This is a genomic window from Phnomibacter sp. (assembly GCF_036803085.1).
Taxonomy (GTDB): domain Bacteria; phylum Bacteroidota; class Bacteroidia; order Chitinophagales; family Chitinophagaceae; genus Phnomibacter.
This window is the reverse complement of the sequence record NZ_DAIRUZ010000003.1, coordinates 502,807-522,150: the sequence shown is the minus strand read 5'-3', so window position 1 is coordinate 522,150 and position 19,344 is coordinate 502,807. Positions and strand designations below refer to the sequence as shown.

The 19,344-nt window shown below is 41.7% G+C and carries 19 protein-coding genes; 3 read left to right on the top strand and 16 right to left on the bottom strand.

Annotated features, from left to right (window positions below; all coding sequences use genetic code 11):
• Positions 1 to 97 precede the first annotated feature (97 nt).
• The 12 genes from V7Q13_RS09230 to V7Q13_RS09175 form a co-directional block, all read right to left on the bottom strand.
• Entirely contained in the window at positions 98 to 1,294 is a 1,197-nt protein-coding gene (locus V7Q13_RS09230) for an efflux RND transporter periplasmic adaptor subunit (protein ID WP_333800392.1), read from the bottom strand.
• 2 nt (positions 1,295 to 1,296) lie between these two features.
• Positions 1,297 to 2,781 carry an efflux RND transporter periplasmic adaptor subunit gene (locus V7Q13_RS09225; protein ID WP_333800391.1) on the bottom strand — a complete coding sequence of 495 codons (1,485 nt, stop codon included), beginning with the start codon at positions 2,779 to 2,781 and terminating at the stop codon, positions 1,297 to 1,299.
• A gap of 10 nt (positions 2,782 to 2,791) precedes the next feature.
• A complete protein-coding gene (locus tag V7Q13_RS09220; protein ID WP_333800390.1) occupies positions 2,792 to 4,294 on the bottom strand; it encodes a multicopper oxidase family protein in 1,503 nt (500 codons plus the stop codon).
• 10 nt (positions 4,295 to 4,304) lie between these two features.
• The gene (locus V7Q13_RS09215; RefSeq protein ID WP_333800389.1) at positions 4,305 to 5,558 is read right to left on the bottom strand and encodes a TolC family protein; all 1,254 of its coding nucleotides are present in this window, start codon (positions 5,556 to 5,558) and stop codon (positions 4,305 to 4,307) included.
• Complete coding sequence (locus tag V7Q13_RS09210; protein WP_333800388.1) at positions 5,545 to 7,470, bottom strand: efflux RND transporter permease subunit; 1,926 nt, start codon at positions 7,468 to 7,470, stop codon at positions 5,545 to 5,547. Before V7Q13_RS09210 ends, V7Q13_RS09215 begins: the two co-directional genes overlap by 14 nt.
• A 2-nt stretch (positions 7,471 to 7,472) precedes the next feature.
• Entirely contained in the window at positions 7,473 to 8,762 is a 1,290-nt protein-coding gene (locus tag V7Q13_RS09205) for an efflux RND transporter permease subunit (protein WP_333800387.1), read from the bottom strand.
• 16 nt (positions 8,763 to 8,778) lie between these two features.
• On the bottom strand, positions 8,779 to 9,309 hold the full coding sequence (locus V7Q13_RS09200; protein WP_333800386.1) for a DUF3347 domain-containing protein: 531 nt from the start codon (positions 9,307 to 9,309) through the stop codon (positions 8,779 to 8,781).
• 117 nt (positions 9,310 to 9,426) lie between these two features.
• Positions 9,427 to 9,885: a heavy metal-binding domain-containing protein gene (locus V7Q13_RS09195; RefSeq protein WP_333800385.1), complete on the bottom strand. Its 459-nt coding sequence runs from the start codon at positions 9,883 to 9,885 to the stop codon at positions 9,427 to 9,429.
• A gap of 96 nt (positions 9,886 to 9,981) precedes the next feature.
• Positions 9,982 to 10,383, bottom strand: a complete 402-nt coding sequence (locus V7Q13_RS09190) for an HYC_CC_PP family protein (RefSeq protein WP_333800384.1) — start codon at positions 10,381 to 10,383, stop codon at positions 9,982 to 9,984.
• Between the two features lie 431 nt (positions 10,384 to 10,814).
• A complete protein-coding gene (locus V7Q13_RS09185; RefSeq protein ID WP_333800383.1) occupies positions 10,815 to 12,869 on the bottom strand; it encodes a Piwi domain-containing protein in 2,055 nt (684 codons plus the stop codon).
• A gap of 143 nt (positions 12,870 to 13,012) precedes the next feature.
• On the bottom strand, positions 13,013 to 13,606 hold the full coding sequence (locus V7Q13_RS09180; protein ID WP_333800382.1) for a mobile mystery protein B: 594 nt from the start codon (positions 13,604 to 13,606) through the stop codon (positions 13,013 to 13,015).
• Positions 13,597 to 14,055, bottom strand: coding sequence for a mobile mystery protein A (locus tag V7Q13_RS09175; RefSeq protein WP_333800381.1), 459 nt, complete (start codon positions 14,053 to 14,055; stop codon positions 13,597 to 13,599). Before V7Q13_RS09175 ends, V7Q13_RS09180 begins: the two co-directional genes overlap by 10 nt.
• Before the next feature lie 270 nt (positions 14,056 to 14,325).
• On the opposite strand from V7Q13_RS09175, the gene V7Q13_RS09170 reads away from it, so the two are divergent.
• From V7Q13_RS09170 to V7Q13_RS09160, 3 genes are read left to right on the top strand one after another with little or no spacing between them, the layout of a single operon-like run.
• Positions 14,326 to 14,775: a Panacea domain-containing protein gene (locus V7Q13_RS09170; RefSeq protein WP_333800380.1), complete on the top strand. Its 450-nt coding sequence runs from the start codon at positions 14,326 to 14,328 to the stop codon at positions 14,773 to 14,775.
• Positions 14,768 to 15,163 (top strand): hypothetical protein, encoded by a 396-nt coding sequence (locus V7Q13_RS09165; RefSeq protein WP_333800379.1) that lies wholly within the window; start codon positions 14,768 to 14,770, stop codon positions 15,161 to 15,163. Before V7Q13_RS09170 ends, V7Q13_RS09165 begins: the two co-directional genes overlap by 8 nt.
• Positions 15,164 to 15,186: 23 nt before the next feature.
• Positions 15,187 to 15,411 (top strand): hypothetical protein, encoded by a 225-nt coding sequence (locus tag V7Q13_RS09160; protein ID WP_333800378.1) that lies wholly within the window; start codon positions 15,187 to 15,189, stop codon positions 15,409 to 15,411.
• Here V7Q13_RS09160 and V7Q13_RS09155 read toward each other — a convergent pair whose 3' ends face one another.
• The 4 genes from V7Q13_RS09155 to V7Q13_RS09140 form a co-directional block, all read right to left on the bottom strand.
• A complete protein-coding gene (locus tag V7Q13_RS09155; protein WP_333800377.1) occupies positions 15,412 to 15,765 on the bottom strand; it encodes a DUF3987 domain-containing protein in 354 nt (117 codons plus the stop codon).
• On the bottom strand, positions 15,755 to 17,791 hold the full coding sequence (locus tag V7Q13_RS09150) for a heavy metal translocating P-type ATPase (protein ID WP_333800376.1): 2,037 nt from the start codon (positions 17,789 to 17,791) through the stop codon (positions 15,755 to 15,757). Before V7Q13_RS09150 ends, V7Q13_RS09155 begins: the two co-directional genes overlap by 11 nt.
• Complete coding sequence (locus V7Q13_RS09145; protein ID WP_333800375.1) at positions 17,788 to 18,012, bottom strand: hypothetical protein; 225 nt, start codon at positions 18,010 to 18,012, stop codon at positions 17,788 to 17,790. Before V7Q13_RS09145 ends, V7Q13_RS09150 begins: the two co-directional genes overlap by 4 nt.
• A gap of 90 nt (positions 18,013 to 18,102) precedes the next feature.
• Positions 18,103 to 19,344, bottom strand: coding sequence for an efflux RND transporter periplasmic adaptor subunit (locus V7Q13_RS09140; RefSeq protein WP_333800374.1), 1,242 nt, complete (start codon positions 19,342 to 19,344; stop codon positions 18,103 to 18,105).

The window sequence follows — 19,344 nt, the reverse complement described above, 5'->3', positions numbered from 1 at the left end:
GTAAAGGAAAATATAAGGAAGGAGATTGCAGCGAATACAGTGGGCTTTATCATATAACTTAGATTTGTTTTTATGTATTGACAAGGTGAAGGAATGTTTAGTGATTATGTCCAGCCATTGGGTCGGCTCCTTTTTTAAATACATACTCGCTATGTAACAGGTATGCACCACTGAGTACGACAACATCGCCTTCTTTCAAACCTGATTTTATTTCAATTCTATCTCCGCTTTCGAGACCGGGTTGCACCATTACACTTTTGAATGTATTTTTTCCTGACTGAATCCATACTGTTGCGCCTTTACCATCTCTGATGACAGCATCAATTGGCAGTGAAAGTGAAGTCCGTTGAGGGCTTTTTACTATTACATATGCAGGCATGCCGGGTTTCAACTGATTGCCTGGATTGGGTATTGATACCCTGATAAGATTAATTCTTGTATCGGGATTGATTTCGGGGTTTACAAATTCAATGCGTCCTTGGATTTCCAAGTTATCAAACTCTGGAATCTGGACTATTGTCATACTATTATTATCTATAGCTGACAGCTGCGATGTAAATACCTGTGCTTCTGCCCACAGTGTGCTAAGGTTGGCCAGTTTTACAATTGTGCCGCCCTCCATAACATAATCACCTTCGCGAATATCGAGCTGTGTAATAAAGCCGGTTGCTGTGCTGTAAAATGTGGTAGTGGGGGCTGCTTTTCTTGATTTTGCCAGTTCTGCTATCTGTGCTTCACTTAAACCCCAAAGTGACAGTTTGGTTTTGGCACTTTGAATTAGTTGGTCGAAGTCAATTACAGTTTCAGCAACAAATGTTTTTTTCTTTTCAAGTGCTAGAATATACTCTTGTTTTGCATTGTTTAGATCCTCGCTGTATATCTCATATAGAGGAGTGCCTTGCTTGACGTAATCGCCAACATTCTTATAAAACAACCTTTCAACCCTACCCATGACTCTTGAACTTACCGAGGTTGATTTCAGCTGATTGAAGTTTAAGGTAGCAGTTAGCACTAATTGGTCGCCGATAGTCCCATTGCGTATTGTATCTGTGTAAATATTGCCCATTTGAATTTGCTGTTCGCTCAATTGCAATTCGTCTTTATTTTCTCCTTTTTTTTTCTTTACCGGTGTTAAATCCATTTTACATATAGGGCATTTGCCCGGTTTGTACTCCACCACCTGCGGGTCCATAGAACAGGTGTAATAGGTGTCGGGGTCTGTTGCCAATTGTTCATTGTTACTGCAAGATGTTATGACAAGCAGCAGGAATGCAATGAATGTGATATACCGCATAATCAATTTTTTATTTTAATGAAACTTTCGCTGTCCATCAGGAACTGCGCATTTGATGCTATTGAGTCCTGTGATGTTAAACCGCTTAAGACCTGAACATGATTGCGATGTGTCATGCCTGTAGTGATTTTCTTTGCCACGAAGCCTCCTTCTGATTTTTGAAAAACCACTTTATCTAAACCCAATGATAGAATTGACTCTTTGGGGAGCCACCATGCTTTTTTGGAGTTCGCAAAAATGGTTGCCTTAACCTGACTTCCGATTGGAATTTTGAAGACACGGTTATCGAAATACACTCTCGCTGTAAGTGTTTTGCTTACCTTACGGTAGAAGGGTTCGATAAAATCTATGCTGGCACGGAAGTCTTTATCAGGAGCGGTTTCGGGCACTACCCTTACGGTATTTCCTTTTTCTATCATCGACTGGTTTTCGCCATACAGGTTAAGTATAGCCCAGGCCTTATCAGGATTGAAAACTGAGAAAACAGATTGTCCTTTTTGAAGATACATTCCTTCTTTCAATGAAAGTTCTTCTGTGATTTGTGAAATGTCTTTCATTTTGCCGGGGTCTGGATTCATAGACCCGTCGTTTGAAGACTCGTGGATATGGCCACTGTAATTACTGTAAACAGTAGTTGTGAATGATGGCTGGCCGCTTTTCATGACCTGCTTTAACTGTTCATTGCTCATGCCCAATAACAGTAGCTTTTCTTTAGCTGCCTCAATGAATGCGGTATTTTCTGAATCATTCTTTACAAGGAACAGCAGATTCTGTTGGGCAGTAAGGAGTTCAGGGCTGTAGATATCTAGTATTCGTTGCCCTTTGGTTATTTTTTGGTAGCGATAGCGGACATACAATTTTTCAATTCTGCCTGATACTCTTGCAGAGATACTACCAACTTGTCTTGTATCGTAAGCAATATAGCCCAAGGCGTCCATTTCAATTTGTTCTGATCGCAAATCGATTGAAGTAACCGGGATGGACGATACGACGAATTCGTTTGTTGGTTTTAGCAATGTTGCCATTTCAATATCGTTGGACTTTTCGTTGTTTGCATTTACTTTCACCAATGTCATTCCGCATTTTGGACAAGTGCCTGGCTTATCGCTAAAGACAGAATCTTCTGGCATAGGGCATGTATACTGAGCATTGTTCTGTGGATGATTATGCTTTTCCATCTTTACCAATGTCATCCCGCATTTTGGACAAGTACCCGGCTTATCGCTAAAGACAGAATCTTCTGGCATGGGACATGTATACTGAGCGTTGTTCTGTGCATGATTATGCGCTTCCATTTTTACCAATGTCATCCCGCATTTTGGACAAGTGCCCGGCTTATCGCTAAAAACTGAATCCTCTGGCATGGGACAGGTGTACATTTCTTTTACAACAGCCGCCTGATGGCCTGCATGAGGATTCTTATCATTTTTGCATGCAATAAGTGCTATAGCTATAGCAAGGATGCATCCTAAGTATGTTCTTTTCATAGTGTTCCAATTAACTCAATTGATATTGCAGCATCATGCCATCGTCTTCATGTTCCAGGTTATGGCAGTGGAATACAAATTTGCCTTTGTTGTTTTCAAAGGGTACCAGCACTCTTACGGTTTCGCCCGGCATTACCAGCACTGTATCTTTCCAGCCACTTTCGGAAGCAATTTTGTCTCCCCTGCCACCGGTTCTGTCGAGCACCTGAAAGAATACTCCATGCAGGTGCATCGGGTGTGGTTCATCACCTTTGCTGTTGTCAAATACCCATATTTCGGTTGTATTGGCAGAAACATTTTCGTCAATACGGCTGCTGTCAAATAATTTTCCATTGATTCGGTGCCGCATTTGCATTCCATTATTCATTGGCACACCGTGATGCTCCATTGCATTGGAAATATCAAATAATCTGGTCTTTACGGCTGAGGAGGCGGGAATTGAATTGATGACCGAAAGACTTGCAGGAACTGTAAAGGAATCTGTAAGTGCGACGGCCACTTTGAATTTAAGTATGTTGAAAGATTGTTTGCCTTGTGCAGTACCTCCATGAGCAAATTCTTTACTGACAAGAAAGAGTTCTGTGCCGACTGGTACTCCGCTAAAGTTTACCAATACGTCCAATCTTTCTCCAGGTGCAATTAAAATATCTTTTACGGTAACCGGATTTTTCAATAAACCTCCATCATTTCCAATAATAATCATGTCGGTATTGTTGCTGAACGCAAGGTTGTACAGCCGGGCATTTGAACCGTTGAGCATGCGTAGTCGATAATAACGAGTGGCTACTTCAGCAAAAGGGGAATGAATACCGTTGACTACAATTGATTCTCCCATATAGCCTGCCATTACTTCCTCCATAGAAGGATTGTAGGCGATGCCAGTGGTAGTGATTCGTTTGTCTTGTATGACTAATGGTATTTCGTATTGACCTGACGGCAGATTGAGTGCGGCTTCTTCAGCATCGTTAATGATGAATAAGCCAGCTAAACCCTGAAAAACCTGCTTGCCTGTATTTTCGTGCGGGTGGGGATGATACCAACTTAGCCCTGCCCTTTGGTTTATGGTGAATTGGTAGCGAAATGTACCCCCAGCCATAGCGAGCTGGTCAGGATGGCCGTCCATGAGAGCTGGTATTTTCAAACCGTGCCAATGAATATTGGTGTGTTCGGATAGATTGTTTTGCAAAAAGATATTTACAGCGCTGCCATTGTTCACTCTGAAAGTTGGGCCAAGCAAACTGTTTGGTTGATATCCTAATACCGGAATAGTGGAGCCATTCAGGTTGGCTGCCGTGGCCTGGGCTGTAAGGGTTTGGTTGATACCTGCCTGTGCAGGAAAGGAAAGCGGTTTGGAAAAATTACCTTCTGTAACTGTTACCGGACTTGTCATCAACCCTATGTGGTGTTCTTTTTTGCAACTGGTGGTGCTGACCAATAAGCCAGCAATGGAAGAGCCTGAAACTGCTGCACCAACACTTAATCCTGACAGTTTTAAAAAGTTTCGTCTTTGCATATGAGGCGAATTAGTTTTTTTCTATAATTCTTTCAATCGTTACCTGAAGTTTTAGTGCCTGGTTGAGTAATTCGACATATTCGAGCTGCTTCATGTTCAATGATTCCCAGGCATCGTATAACATGAATAGTTCTTCAGTGTTTTGCTCATACCCCAGCTGCATTGTTCTATAATTATTCCGCAAAGCAGGAATAATAGTTTCTTCATAGAGTTTTAATTGCTTCTTTTTTAACTCTAGTTCATTCCGCATTCCATAGGCCATTCCGCTGAGTTCATTTACCATCATTTCCTTTTGCGACTGAATGGCATAGTTTTTCCATTTCAGGCTTTCAATATTTGCTTTGTTCATTTTAGAGGACCATTTGGCCATAGGAATGCGGACCATGCCCATGATGGTGTATTGCAAAGGCTGACCTCCGAAGCCAATCATATTGTCATAACGAATACCGAATTGAGGTTTTAGTGCAGCCCTTTCTGTCTCTTGCTTCAGTAGAGTGAGATTAATTTCTTTGTCCAATGATTTCAGGTCGCTGCGGTTAGTGTAGAATAATGTGCTGTCGAAAACAAGGCCTGAATAATCGTTTAAAGCATAGGCTGTGTCAATGTCAAAATAAATCATGGCATTTCTGCCCATCAGTGAATTAATACGGATACGTTTTTCTTTTATATCGTTTTCAAACATGAGCTGCATATTCTTTACATCACCCAAAGCAGCTTTGGCTTTGAAATAGGCGCTGATTTTCTCTAACCCGTTCTTATATCGTATCTCAGCATTCTTTATCATGAAATCCAGAATCTTTTCATTCTCTTCAATGATCACGAGCTTCTTTTCCAGAATTATCCATTCATAATAAAATTGCTTTGCATCATTTATTAATTCATTCAGTGTTGCGTTTTTTCTTTCCTTCTCCACTGATGACATGGCTTTCATGTAGCTTTCATCTGCATCAAGCTTTTTTTTGTTCGGAAACATTTGTTCACCTGATACCATGACAGAGCCCATTCCCGGAATATCACCTTCCTTGTGCCAGAGCCGAACATCATACGGCGTCATAAACTGGCCAATGCCGACTTGCGGAGGCATCCAGCTTCTTGCACCTTTTGCGGCTTCATCCATGGAGCGGATTTCATTGTCATACATTTTCACTACAGGATGTGAGGCTTTGATACTGTCAATAACAGCATCAAGATGTAATGTTTGCGAACTGCTGCTTAAAGCAACCGTTACTGCAAATAATGCCAGGAGTAGTTTATTCTTTAACATCTATCAATTCAATTTTGCCGTTGCGTTTAAGTTCTCTCTCCTTCACGATTTCAAAAATGACCGGAGTAATTAGGAGTACATAAATGGTGGATGAAATAGTGCCGCCAATTAAAGGGATGGTGATAGGACGCATAATATCGCTGCCTACACCTGTGGCCCATAATATAGGAATGAGGCCAAATAAGCCTACGGATACAGTCATTAGTTTGGGTCTCAGCCGCTTTGCAGAGCCTTCAACCACAAATTCACGAATAATGGCAGGGGTTAGTGTTGCTTTTGAGTTGCCATGTTTAGCCACCATATTATTCATGGCCTCATTTAGGTAAATGGTCATGAGCATGGCTGTTTCGATTGCCATTCCGAATAGGGCGATAAAGCCCACTGCAACCGCAACCGATAAATTGATGCCATAGAAGTATACCATGAAAACGCCGCCAATTAATGCAAAGGGAACTGTTATCATGGTAATAGCTGCTTCTTTAAAGGAATGATAGGTGAAATACAATACCATGAAAATGATGACGATTACGATTGGAAGAATCATTTGTAAGGTTTGATTTGCCCTTATTTGATTTTCCCATTGGCCACTCCATTCGAGAAAATATCCTTTAGGGAGTTTTGTGATCATTTTATTTAACCTTTCTTGTGCTTCTTTTACGGTGCTGCCCAAATCTCTCTCACGAACATTGAACAATACAGTACCCCTCAACATAGCATTCTCTGAATTAATCATTGGAGGTCCATCGCTGAGTTTAATGGTTGCTACAGCTTCCAGTGGAATGGGACCAAAGTCCATGGTTTGTACTTGCAAGCGTTTCAATGCTTCAAGGTTATTTCGGAAATCCTGACCATACCTTGCATTCACTGAGAAGCGTTGGCGGCCTTCTATAGTAGTGGTTAGTTTCATGCCGCCCAAAGCACTTTCGATAACTGTATTTACATCATCGACACTTAGTCCATAGCGGCCAATTTCTTCCCGCTTGATGACAATGTCTACATACTTTCCACCGGTGATGGGTTCTACATACAAATCTTTGATACCGTCGATACCTACGAGTTGTTTTTTGATGGTTTGGGCAAATGCATAAATGCTGTCGAGATTTTGCCCGTATACTTTCAACCCTACATCGGTACGAATACCGGTAGACAGCATATTGATTCGATTAATGATTGGCTGAGTCCACCCGTTGGTGACACCTGGTATTTGCATTTTGGCATTAAGTTCATTGATAATACCATCTTTGGTCATTCCTTCTCTCCACTCATTTTTGGGTTTAAGAAGTATGATAGTTTCAATCATACTGATAGGCGAATTATCGGTAGCAGTGTTTGCTCTTCCGGCTTTGCCTAAGACGTGTGCAACTTCAGGAACAGACCGGATAAGTTTGTCTTGTACCTGAAGGAGGCGTTTTGCTTCGGCATTGGAAACATCGGGTAGTGTAACCGGCATAAACAATAAAGAACCTTCATCTAAAGGAGGCATAAATTCCGATCCGAGCTTTGTCAGCATAATGACACCGGATGCTAATGCAATAATGTTTAATGCGATGGTAGTTTTGCGCCACTTCAAACACCACTTGAGAATTGGTGTATAAATCTTCTCCAATGTTTTTGTAATTGGATTAGCAGATTCGGGCTTCAATCTTCCTTTCAGAAAAAAAGAAATTAATACCGGGGTTAGCGTAATTGCGAGAAAAGCATCGATTAGTAGGATAAAGGTTTTGGTCCATGCCAATGGATGAAAGAGTTTTCCCTCCATGCCTGTGAGAAGGAAAACAGGAAGAAAGGACGCCACTACTATGATGGTAGAATAGAATACACCCGGGCCAACCTGTTTGGATGATAATTCGATGATGCTGTCTCTTTCTGCAGCCGTCAGCGGGTCTATATTTCGTTTGAACCACTTTGCCATATTTACGCTTTGTCGGATGAGTTAATTTTTGCTATTTGTGCTTCACTAATGTGCCGGTAGGCATTTTCAACCATTACAATGCCATCATCAACTACTACACCAATAGCTAATGCAATACCGGTTAAGGACATGATGTTAGACGAAATGCCAAACATTTCCAGAAAAATGAAGCCTGCAGCCACAGATATGGGCAACTGAATAAGAATGATAACGGCGCTGCGCCAATGGAACAGGAAAATGAGTACAATAACTGAAACGGCTATCATTTCTTCAATCAATGTTCCCTTTACAGAGTCAATAGCTTCCTGAATCAGAGTGCTGCGGTCGTAGGAGGTTTTGAAAGTGACTCCTTCGGGCAATCCCTTCTCAACTTCTTTTATTTTTGCTTTTACTGCTTCAATGACTTTGTTGGCATTTTCATTGTAACGCATCACTACGATGCCACCTACTACCTCACCTTTTCCATCCATATCAAAAATGCCTAAGCGCAAATCGCCACCCATTTGTACTGATCCGATGTCTTTTACCCTTACAGGAATGCCGTTGTAATTGGCCAGAGCAATGTTTTCGACATCTTCTTTGTTTTTAATGTAGCCAAGGCCACGAATGATATAGGCCATATCTGCCATTTCAAATTTTCGGCCCCCTACGTCGTTGTTGTTCGCCTTGACCTTGTTCATTACATCCATCAGTGAGATGTTGTAATACTGCAGTTTCACAGGGTCTACTACTAATTGGTATTGTTTTTCAAAACCTCCAAAGGATGCTACTTCGGCCACACCGGTTACTGTTTGCAAGGCAAACTTGATGTACCAGTCCTGTAAGGCTCTTTGTTCGCCTAAGTCCATTTTGGGTGCATCAAGGTGATACCAGAAGACGTGACCTACACCTGTGCCATCTGGGCCTAAGGTTGGAGTAACGCCCTGGGGCAGTAATCGTTGAGCAAAATTTAATCGTTCCAACACCCGTGTTCTTGCCCAATAGATGTCGACGTTCTCTTCAAAAATCACATACACAAAACTCATCCCGAACATGGATGATCCCCGGATGTTTTTTATTTTAGGAATACCCTGCAGGTTGCTTACCAAGGGATAGGTTACCTGATCTTCTATTACCTGCGGACTTCGTCCCATCCACTCCGTAAATACAATGACTTGATTTTCACTCAGGTCAGGAATAGCGTCGATAGGGTTTTGCTTTACGGAGTAAAGGCCGTACGCAAACAGGCCGCCTGCAAAGAGCAAGACAATCAGCCTGTTGCGTAACGCCAGTTCAATTAATTTTTGAACCATGATTTTTGATTAATCATTAATGAATGATTTCTTCTACCGTGCCGCATTTGAGCATTTGGGCACCGAAATAGGGGTTATTGATTTCTTTGGTTTCACTCAACCACATAGCACCCTGGTTGTCCCTTGCCATTGGACAATGGTCGTGGTAGAGCGGCCTGCCTGCACCGAAATTTTTTACCAGCAGGTAAATTACTTCGCTCAATTGAATAAAGTGGAAGCGTTGGTGCTTTATGTTGTCGGCATTTTTGGCAATATGCTCAGCGTGTTCGCTTAGTTCTGCTTCGTTGGCATCGTAGGCGGTTTTTTGCTCGGCAGTCAATAATGATTTATCGAGCTTACCAATTGCATTTTCCAATGCTTTTGCTGCGGTGGCGGCGTCGGCTGCATTGTCATTGGCCAATGCGTTTTTGATGTGGAGATAGTGGTTTACCATTTCTTTGATGCTTGCTGCTGCTTGTGCATCTATGTTGGTAAAAGCTGCTGTAACTGTTTTAACATCAGCGGTATCGGTTGATGAAACATGCTGAGTAGTAGTATCATTATTCATGCTATGGCCTTCATGCTCGTTTTTGGGTGCGCTGCCATTACATGCTGAAAAGAGGATCGCTGAAAAAACTACTATCGAAAAGAATATTGCTTTCATTGTTTCTAAGTTTTCTGGTGATTAATGATTGTGATTTGAATGATCTTCCTTTTTTTCCTTTAAACCCATTCCGCATTTGGGACATTTGCCGGGGTTATCGTAGGTTTTGTCAGCTTCGCATTTCATGGGGCAGGTATAGGCTTTAACTGCTTCCATTTTCATTTTTTCTTTGGGGGACAAGGTTAGGTCTGCCCCACATTTGTTGCATTTACCCGCCTTATTGCTTTGTACTGTAAGGTGAGTGGGGCATGTATATTGCCTGGTAATCTCCGCTTTCATTTGTTCTTTAGTTGAAGTTTGCAACTTCATTCCACAAACGGGACAATTGCCTGGTTTTTTCATTGCTACGGTATCGTGCATCGTGCATGAATAAAACGTGGAATGAGTATTGGTATCTTTTTTGCCGGCTTTTTCCTGTGCAATGGCAGATATAGAAATGATGGTTAAAGCTGCCATCATCAGCATTTTAAATGATTTCATTGTTTTGTTTTTTGAAGTGTACAAAAGGAAGGTTGGGCATACAGAAATGCCGATAGCCCGGCATATTCATGCCCGGCAGAAAGAAAATAGCCAGTCTTAAATCAGGAAAGTACGGTTGAGGATGTAAACGGCAATGCTATTACTTCGGGGAGGAGCATTGCTTACAGGGTGGATTTCACAAATTGAAACTACCGCTACATTGTGGAGCGGTGGGAAACTAACGGGGAGGTCGATTGCCTGTGCAGAAAGATTGCTTATAAATGATTCAACGGCTTTTTGGTCGTTGTCATTTTTGATGAATTTGTGTTCGTCTTTGCAGCAACCGTTATCATTTTTTGCTGACTTTTCCATGCCGCAGTTGCTGCATGTATCCTCGTCATTGTGCATCAACACGCCCCAATTGGCCAACTCGCCCATGCAATAGTGCATGTGCACTGTAGCACCCGAAGCGGTGCTCAGGTACAGCAAGGCTAAAATGGCTGTTATGAACTTTTTCATGTGTAGATGCACAAACAAAAGTATATGCATTTGTTCGATAGAAATATATAAAAAAACTGGAGCACTGCTTATCTGTTGATTATCAATGTGTTGTAATTGGCATGCGGATGGTCTTGTCATTTGAGGATTTGACTGCTTTAAAGCGAACAGATGTTTTACAACCTGATAAGCATGGAGGCTCTCATACCAATCATGAGTGCATCTTCAATTGCCTTACGCTAATAAGCATCGATTGCAAACTATATTTTTAAAATGTTGTGCTGGTATCCACCGAAAGTCATGCATGGTGCAGCTTTCGATAAGCTCAGACCGGTAGCTTCCTTTTATGTTTGGCATGGCGAAACATTTATTGGAAAAGAGGTTCCGAGTGAATCTGTTTTTTAATAGCACAGCATCTTTTATTCTTATAGTGAAGGTTTATCGCTAATTGTTTAGAGGAACCATAATGATTCTTTGCCAAAATCGGTAAGGACGGGATTCTTGAAGTAAGGAAAAATTTCTGCTACCATTTCGGGGTACATAATGGTAACAGGCATGTTTTGCTGGCTGATGCTTTTCCAATACATGCGACTAAATTGGTACACCTGATCGAGGAGCAATTTTATCAGCTCAGGGTCGTTCAGTAACTCCAATTGGGTACTGGTGATTTTGATTTTCACCGGAAACTTATAGTCCTTTTTACCAGGTACGGAATCTTCTTTGTAACGGGCGTTGTTGAAGAGTAAATATTGCCGTTCGGCAATTTGTACATAGGTGCCGCTATAGGGCATTAAGTTTTTAGAAGGGTCGGAGATATCGAAAGCCAATATGTTTTTACTGGCGGTACGGTTGATGGTTAATACAATGACTGGTATAGAAACATCGAGTGCATACAATGTATCGAGGATGGGTTTTAGCTCTGCTTTGCTTATGACTTTGTAGAAATGAATAATGAGCCGGGTAGCATTTGGATTTCGATTGGTAAAGTTGACGACGGCATCGTGAATAGAGCCTGCAAGGGATTTGGTATTGTCTGCCGGGAAGGCATTGAAGTGTTGGAACTTGCCTTCGTTATCGAAGCAGAATGCAGAGCCAAGCATTCTTGATTTGGCATGTTTTACATAGGCTGCTCCAATGCCTACAATGAGCTCATTGGCAGGGGTACGATTGAGCCGCCAGGGTACGCCACCTAATTTTGCCAGCATGGCTACCATAATGTTTGGCAGGAAATATTGGAAGTTAGATTTTACGATGTTGTTTTTGAAAATGACCTGCGACTGGTATTCGTAAAACAGGAACATATCCTTCAGCCTGTAATAGGTACGCAGGTGCTCGGGATTGTGTTTTTCCATTTTTCCGATAGGGCTTATATAGATAATCAGGTATTTCACCCCCAGCTCTTTTTGTCTATTTTTTAATGCATCTAAGCATGTTTTTACTGCATCGGAAACATGTGTGAAGCTGATGTTCCATTCGTCTTTGTAGGTATACACTACCTTGATGTATTCCTTAATGCCTTTGGCAGCGCCAATTCCATTATCGAAGGCATCTTTCAGGCGTTGTACATAGGGTTCGTCGCCCTTTTGATAGATGAAAAACAGTTTTACATTCTGTGGCTTTGGTATGGTGGCATAAGGGCCATAAGATTTCAGGTCATACTTGGGCTCCAACCCAAGGTTTTTTTCACCGTATTCTAACATGCCTGCTTCGCCGGAAATTATTTCATGTTCTTGTCTTGTTTTGATGATGAAACCTTTTGGGGAAAGCGGAATGATGTTAAGAAAATCGGGCTGATTGAGGTATTTGGCATAAAAGCCCTGGATGAGCTTGTAGTAAAGCGGATAGCGGTTGATTGTTTCTCGAGCAGGAAAAACTATTTCGAGTTCTGTACCCAGTTGGTTGCTGAGCAGTGGATACACTTCCTCTAAGTGAAGCATAGCCTCATCGGGTAATGATGTACCCCACTTATAGAGGAAGCCTTTGTAGAGCATCCAAGGATTGAGCAGTGTATCAATATTACAATCCTGCATTGATTTTTTCAGGATTCTTGAACGACCATCATAGGCAATGGTGAGCATAGGTAAGCCCTCTGTGTTGTGCTGTACTATCAGTGTGAACAGGTAATATTGATCATACTCCGGGTGATGGGAAGTGGTATCGAGAAGCCATACTTCTACATCTTTTGTGAAACTGCGCCGCATAACAGGGGCAACGGAACGGAAATAGGTGCTGATGAGATAGCGGTAGTAATGCTCTGCAAACTGGATGTGCTCTGTAAGGTTGATGCTGGCAAGAATGGCGCCTTCTCTGGGTTGCTGAAAGTCTGTATACAGCCAACGAGACTCTGGGATAGAGGGGTCGGGCCTGTAGCCGTTTAAAAGAGGAATGAGCTCATCTGAAATGTAGATGGAGGAAAAGCCCTCTTGGCGATTGGTGTAGAATGAGCAAGTAAGTGAGGTTGTGGGTGTGGAAAATGGAATGCTGTTGAGCATGAGTGTTTGTTCCATGCGTGGGTGTTTGGTTTTGAGTGAATGTGAAATAATGTAATACCCTAACGGTTATTACGTTCTCTAAATTAGGGGAAAAACATATTCATAATAATTGGGTTAAACTGGTCGTTGAGTTGTCTTTGGCTATATTCTTTTGTTTTTCAGGCTCTGGCAAAGATTAGTAAAGGTTGAATATCGTGTAAATCGGCTGATTTCATGGCTTGGAGGTATGCAGTACGGGCAGCGGTGGTGGCGGGATAGCTACGGCCCCATGTGAATACCGGGAGCCCGGCCACTTTTTCGATGAGTACATCGGCCATGAGGCGGCTGTGGCGGCCATTGCCATTGCTAAAGCAGTGGATGCTTACGAGCCTGTGCTTGAAGCGTATTGCCCACTCATCGGGCGGGTAGGTGTTGTTTTGAATCCAATACCCGGCATCGTCGAGCAGGTTTTTGAGTTCGGTGGCGATTAGCCATTTGTCTACGCCAATGTTTTTGTTGCTGTGGCGAAACTCGCCTGCCCAGGCCCATACTTCGCCAAACATGCGTTTGTGCATGGCTTTTATGAAGTCTTCGGACAAGATGGTGTCCACCCGTAGGCGCCTGCCAAAGGTCCACTGGATGGCATGTTCGATGTTTTGCTGTTCAAATTCATCGAGTTCGGCCCGGGTGGCAATGGTCGGAATGAGCAAGCCTTCTTTTTCGTCTTCATCGAGGGGTGTTTGCCCATCTTCATAGTCGAGTATTAATCCCATAGTGCTTTCGGCATTTCGGCAATGAGTAATGCAGTACGTTCTTCGATGGCTTGCTGAATGCGCAGGTTGCTGTTTTCCTGGTCTTCGAGGCGCATGGATTGAGAGGTGCGGGCAACGATTTGGGAGGCCAGTTCACGGGCTCTGCGTTCGATGAGGGCATCGAGGGAGCCATCTTTGGGTACCAGACCGTATACCAGCTGCATATCGAGGGCAGCGGCAGCTTCTCTGAGGGCTTTGAGGGTGATAGCACCTTCTTTCTCCCGGTTTTCAACCTCCTGCATGCTTTGTTTGGTAATGCCCATTTTGGAGGCCAGCTGCTGGAGGGACATGCCAAGGGCCAGCCGGGTGGCTTTGAGCCATCCGGTGGGTGGTGGTACTACTTGTGCAGCCGTTGAAAACTGGCTGAGCTTATAGTTGAGCTGTTGTAACTGGAGCTTTTGTTTGTCCATACTGTAAGGTTAAAGCCTGACTTTGTACGGGCAAAAGTAAGGTTAAAGCCTGACAATAGTTGTTTATTCGTCAGGTTTTAGTATGACAAAAGTGTAAGGAAAGTAAGGGTATAGGCTGACGGGGGGAGAAGGCAGGCCCATTGCAGGGCTATATAATTGCAAGGATTGCAAAGTTTGCAAAGAGTGCAAAGGGGTTAACAAGATTTGAATCTTCTGCTATGTACTATAAATTTAGTACAAGTTTGTTACCTTCGCTAGCTGCTACCGTTAATGAGTATACCTGCCATCAATATTGCCCAAAAAATTGTTGCCACTTTAAGTGACCCTGAAAAGGGGGAAATAGTTACTAACTTAAAGGTTCAAAAGTTGCTGTACTATGTACAAGGGTATCATTTGGCCTTTTTTGATCAGCCACTTTTTGAAGAAACAATTGAGGCATGGATGTACGGCCCAGTAGTTCCTGAGGTTTACCATCAATATAAAGACTTTGGTAGCGGTCCAATAACATTTGAAAGTACTGATGCCTCTATTATCCAACTAGATAATGCAACAGAGGACATGTTTAATCAGGTAATGCATGAATATGGTAAGTTCAGTGCGATTAGGCTCATGGAAATGACTCATGCAGAGCGTCCTTGGACTGAAGCGTTCAACACTGCACACAAGGTGATCGATTTGAGTTTGATGCGAGATTATTTCAAAGGCTTGGTTGATGAGTAAAAAGATTAAAAAAGTTGAGGATAAGCCCAATATGAAACAACCGGAGCATCGCTATCCGGTTTTTTGTTTTAAGTACCTACAGCCTTGTTCTTATCTTAAATGTAACGATGCCTCTTTTTTTATCGAGTTTTTGGAAAGGATGCAAAAACTAGGTGAACTTGGATGGAAGGAAATCGATAAGTCAGGGAGACATTCCTTTGGCACAGAAAAGATTCCTGTAAAGCAGATAAAGCCGCAACTTAAGCCCAGTATTTTGACTCCAGATGTCACCGAGCTCACTGTGTTTAGAGCCACAGGGAATAATCTACCTTTCTTAGGCATACGGTTGAATGATACATTTCAGGTGATTTACATTGAAACGCAGTTTGGTGATATATACAATCACTAGGAAAATAGCTTTACTTTCCTGTAGTGTCCAGCTTTCAGTTTTTCTACTCCATTCCCCAATACATTTTTAAGTATGTCGTCGACAGTGCGGGGAGCCAATTTGAATTGGGTGCCCAGCTCGGTGGCTTGTTGTCGGGTAAATTCGGCCGGCAAGGCTTCAAAGAACCGGCGCTTATTGTCGCCACCCTTGAAGTGAATGGTTTCGGCCTGTTTGGGCAGGTTGTTGAACATGAGCAGGCTGTGGTGTAGTTAGATTTCTGCCAACCGCAGGGCGGTAATAAAATCTTCATCGGTGCAAACAAGCCGAGTGGCTGCTTCATCGTACTCGAACTTGCGGAGGGAAGTAAAAATCATGAACATGCGATACAGAGTCAAGCCCAGGCGTTTACCAATACTGGCGGCTTCCTCGACTGTGAACATGGTCACTTGGTTCAGCCGTACCTCACAATGTTGGTTCAATTGCTGCCATTGTTCGGTAGTTAACTCTATAACGGTTTCCTTTCGTTGCTGGAACTTGACCATGTTAAACATCTTTCCTGAAAGGACTTTGAAAAGTTCCGTAAGGTTGAAGTTGTTGGCATTGGAGGAAGTATTATAAAACAAATTTCATTCTTTGTATTCTTACTGCATTTAGTATTGCCATCAAGGCTACACCTACATCAGCAAACACAGCTTCCCACATGGTGGCTATACCACCTGCGCCCAAAGCCAATACAATAATTTTTACGGCAAATGCCAGAACGATATTCTGAATAACAATGCTGCGGGTGGCTTTGCCAATTTTAATGGCGGTGGCTATTTTTGAAGGCTGATCGGTTTGTATTACCACATCAGCTGTTTCAATGGCTGCATCGCTGCCCATTGCCCCCATTGCAATACCAAGATCGCTTAATGCCAATACGGGAGCATCGTTGATACCATCACCCACAAAGGCAATAATTTTTGTTGTGTCCTGCTTTAATTCCTCTACTTTCTGCACTTTGTTTTCGGGTAATAAATCGCCAAAGGCTGTATCAATACCAATGTGCTTTGCCACTTTTTGAGTGATTGCATTTTTGTCGCCACTGAGCATTACAATCTGAGTAATGCCGTTCAAATGCATTTGCTTAATGGCTTCCTGTGCATCTTCTTTTACTTCATCGGCAATGAGCACATAACCTGTATATTCATTATTTATGGCGACTACCACTATGCTTTCTACAATTTCATCCAATTTCGTATCGTACCAAATACCGAATTTATTTAACAGCCTGGTATTGCCCGCCAACACTTCTTTGCCATTTACTTTTCCTTTTAAACCATGCCCGGAAATTTCTACTACATCCTCTGCCTGATAAATCTGTGTTTCGTTCTTTTCATATTCGGCTATGGCTTTGGCAATAGGGTGTGTGGATTTGCTTTCTAATGCAGCCAACGTTTTTATGAACGCTGTTTTATCCATACCATTGGTAACAATTTCCTGCACTTTAAATACACCTGCTGTGAGTGTGCCTGTTTTATCCAGTACAACGGTATTTACTTTTGTCATTAGCTCCAGATAATTTGAGCCTTTAAATAAAATACCGTTTTTGGAAGCTGCACCAATGCCGCCAAAATAGCCCAACGGAATTGAGATAACCAATGCACATGGGCAACTGATAACCAAGAAAATTAAAGCCCTGTATAGCCATTGGGTAAATACATAATCGCTTACAACGAAGTAGGGAATTATGACCAACGCTACCGCTAAAAAGAAAACAATGGGTGTATAAATTTTTGCAAACTTCCTTATCAGCAGTTCTGTTTTTGCTTTTCGGGCTGTTGCATTTTGTACCATTTCTAAAATTCGTGCAAGAGAACTGTCGGCAAATTTTTTGGTTACTTTCAGTTCAACAACTTTATCAAGGTTTAGCATACCTGCCAATACCTGTTCGCCTTTATAAATGGATTTTGGTTTGCTTTCTCCTGTAAGTGCTGCTGTATTAAAGCTGCTTCCATCACTCAACATTTCGCCATCCAATGGTACTTTTTCACCAGCTTTAATTTGTATGGTTTCGTTTATTTGAACTTCTTCGGGCTTTGTTTCTTCATACTTACTATTTCGTAAAACACTGGCAGAAGATGGTCTTACATCCAGTAGGGCTTTGATGTTGCTCTTTGCTCTATTTACTGCTGCACTTTGAAACAATTCACCAATGGCATAGAATAACATTACCGCCACGCCTTCGGGATATTGTCCGATGGCGAAAGCACCAACAGTTGCCAATACCATGAGTGTGAACTCTGTAAAGAACTCCTTTTTAAGAATAGCTTCCCAACCTTCTTTTATTACAGGAAAGCCAACTGGCAGGTAGGCCATTGCATACCAAACAAGGCGAACATAGCCCGTAAAGAATGCAGGTTTGAAATAATTATCTGCGGCAATGCCAATAAGCAGCATACTAAAACTGATGATAGCCGGAAGATATTGTTTGAGTATACTACTTTCAGCTATTTCTGTTTTTTGAACAGGCTTACTGTCATCTGGATTTACTCCATGTAACAAATTATCTGCACCGGCTTTACCGTACACTCTATCTTCTAAAGTACAGCAAGTAATCTTTCCTTCTGCATTGTAGGTATGAACATGATTTGGATCTGTATTTATCATTTTATCCCATTTATTTTATTATGCGAGGAAATGTAATCCTTAAGTTGTTCCTTAAGGGTTTTAAGGTATTCTTCTAAATCTGAAATACAGATTTCATTTTTATTGGTTTCACAAATCTTGAAGGGAGTTTCATCCAAATATTTGTATAGTTCAGGATAATCTGATTCAATCGTTGAAGAGATTGAGATTATTTCTTGCATAAGTTGATTTACATTTTTCATTGATTTTTATTTTTTTATGTTTAAAACTTCATTTTTCGGTATTCTTTGAACAACGGAGAATTGTGTTGTGTTTGTCATAATATACTTTTATTATTCTTCTTCGCCCCCTGCTGCTTTTGATAGAACATAGAAAGCACCTTTGGTAACTATCATCGCATCTTTAGGCATTTCTTCAAGCGGTGTTATTTCTACATAGCCTAATTCTGTTACGCCTGTAATTACTTCAACCTTTTTAAACCGGATACTTTTTTCAGGATTGGCACCGATAGCTTTTTCACTCTTTTCATTAGGCCCTTTTTCTTCTGTGTTTTCTTCCTCCCCACTTACTATAAAGATGAAGGTTTTACCTTCTGCATTTACCACTGCATCAACAGGAACAGCCTGTACTGTTTGATTACCTACATTAATCAATGCAGATACATACATGCCGGGCAATAATTTGATGCTGCCTGCATTGCTAATTTTGGCGTGTACAATTACGGATTTATTTTCGTTTTCAAATGATTGGTTGATGCCGTATATAGTACCTGTGATTTGCTTGTTGTTTTGATTGGTAAGAATAAATTCAACTTTTTGTCCATCCTTTACTTTAAACAAATCTTTCTCGTACACCTGCAAATCGCAATGCACCTGCGAATTATCTACAATATCCATCAGGGAGGTTTGCATATCTACATAGCTGCCGGTCTTAATTCGTATATGACCTATGACACCACTGATGGGTGCATTAATTGGAATTTGGCTTACAAATTTACCATTTACTACGGATGCAGGGCTGATGTTCAATTGCTGTAATTGTGTTTCCATTCCTTGCAGTCTTGCTTTATCTGTTTCATATTTTGATGCCGCCTGTTGAAATACCTTACCAGTACCAGCACTTTCGGTATTGAGATCTTTTTGACGTTGATACTCCTGCTGTGTATAAACAAATTCTTTTTTGAGTGTAAGATAATCTTGTTGCATCCTCACTATATCTGTGTTTTCCAATACTGCCAATGTTTGCCCCTGGCGAACATAGCTACCTTCCAGCACCATTATTTTTTTAATGATACCCGGCACCAAAGAGTTTACATCAGCTTTGTTTTGTGGCGGTACTTCTAATTGACCGCTTGATTTTACCACACTGTTCAGGTTTTTCATTTCTATTGTACCTAACTCAATGCCTACGGCTTTCATTTGCTCCTCCGAAATCTCTATTGCCGCTTTGTGTTCTTCTTCTGTCTTAGCCGCTTCCTTTGTTTCCGTTTTATTCCCCTGCTTGCAGGAAGAAAAACTGATTGCACTTACAAATACTGCAAATGCTATGATTGATTTTATATTACTTGACTTCAT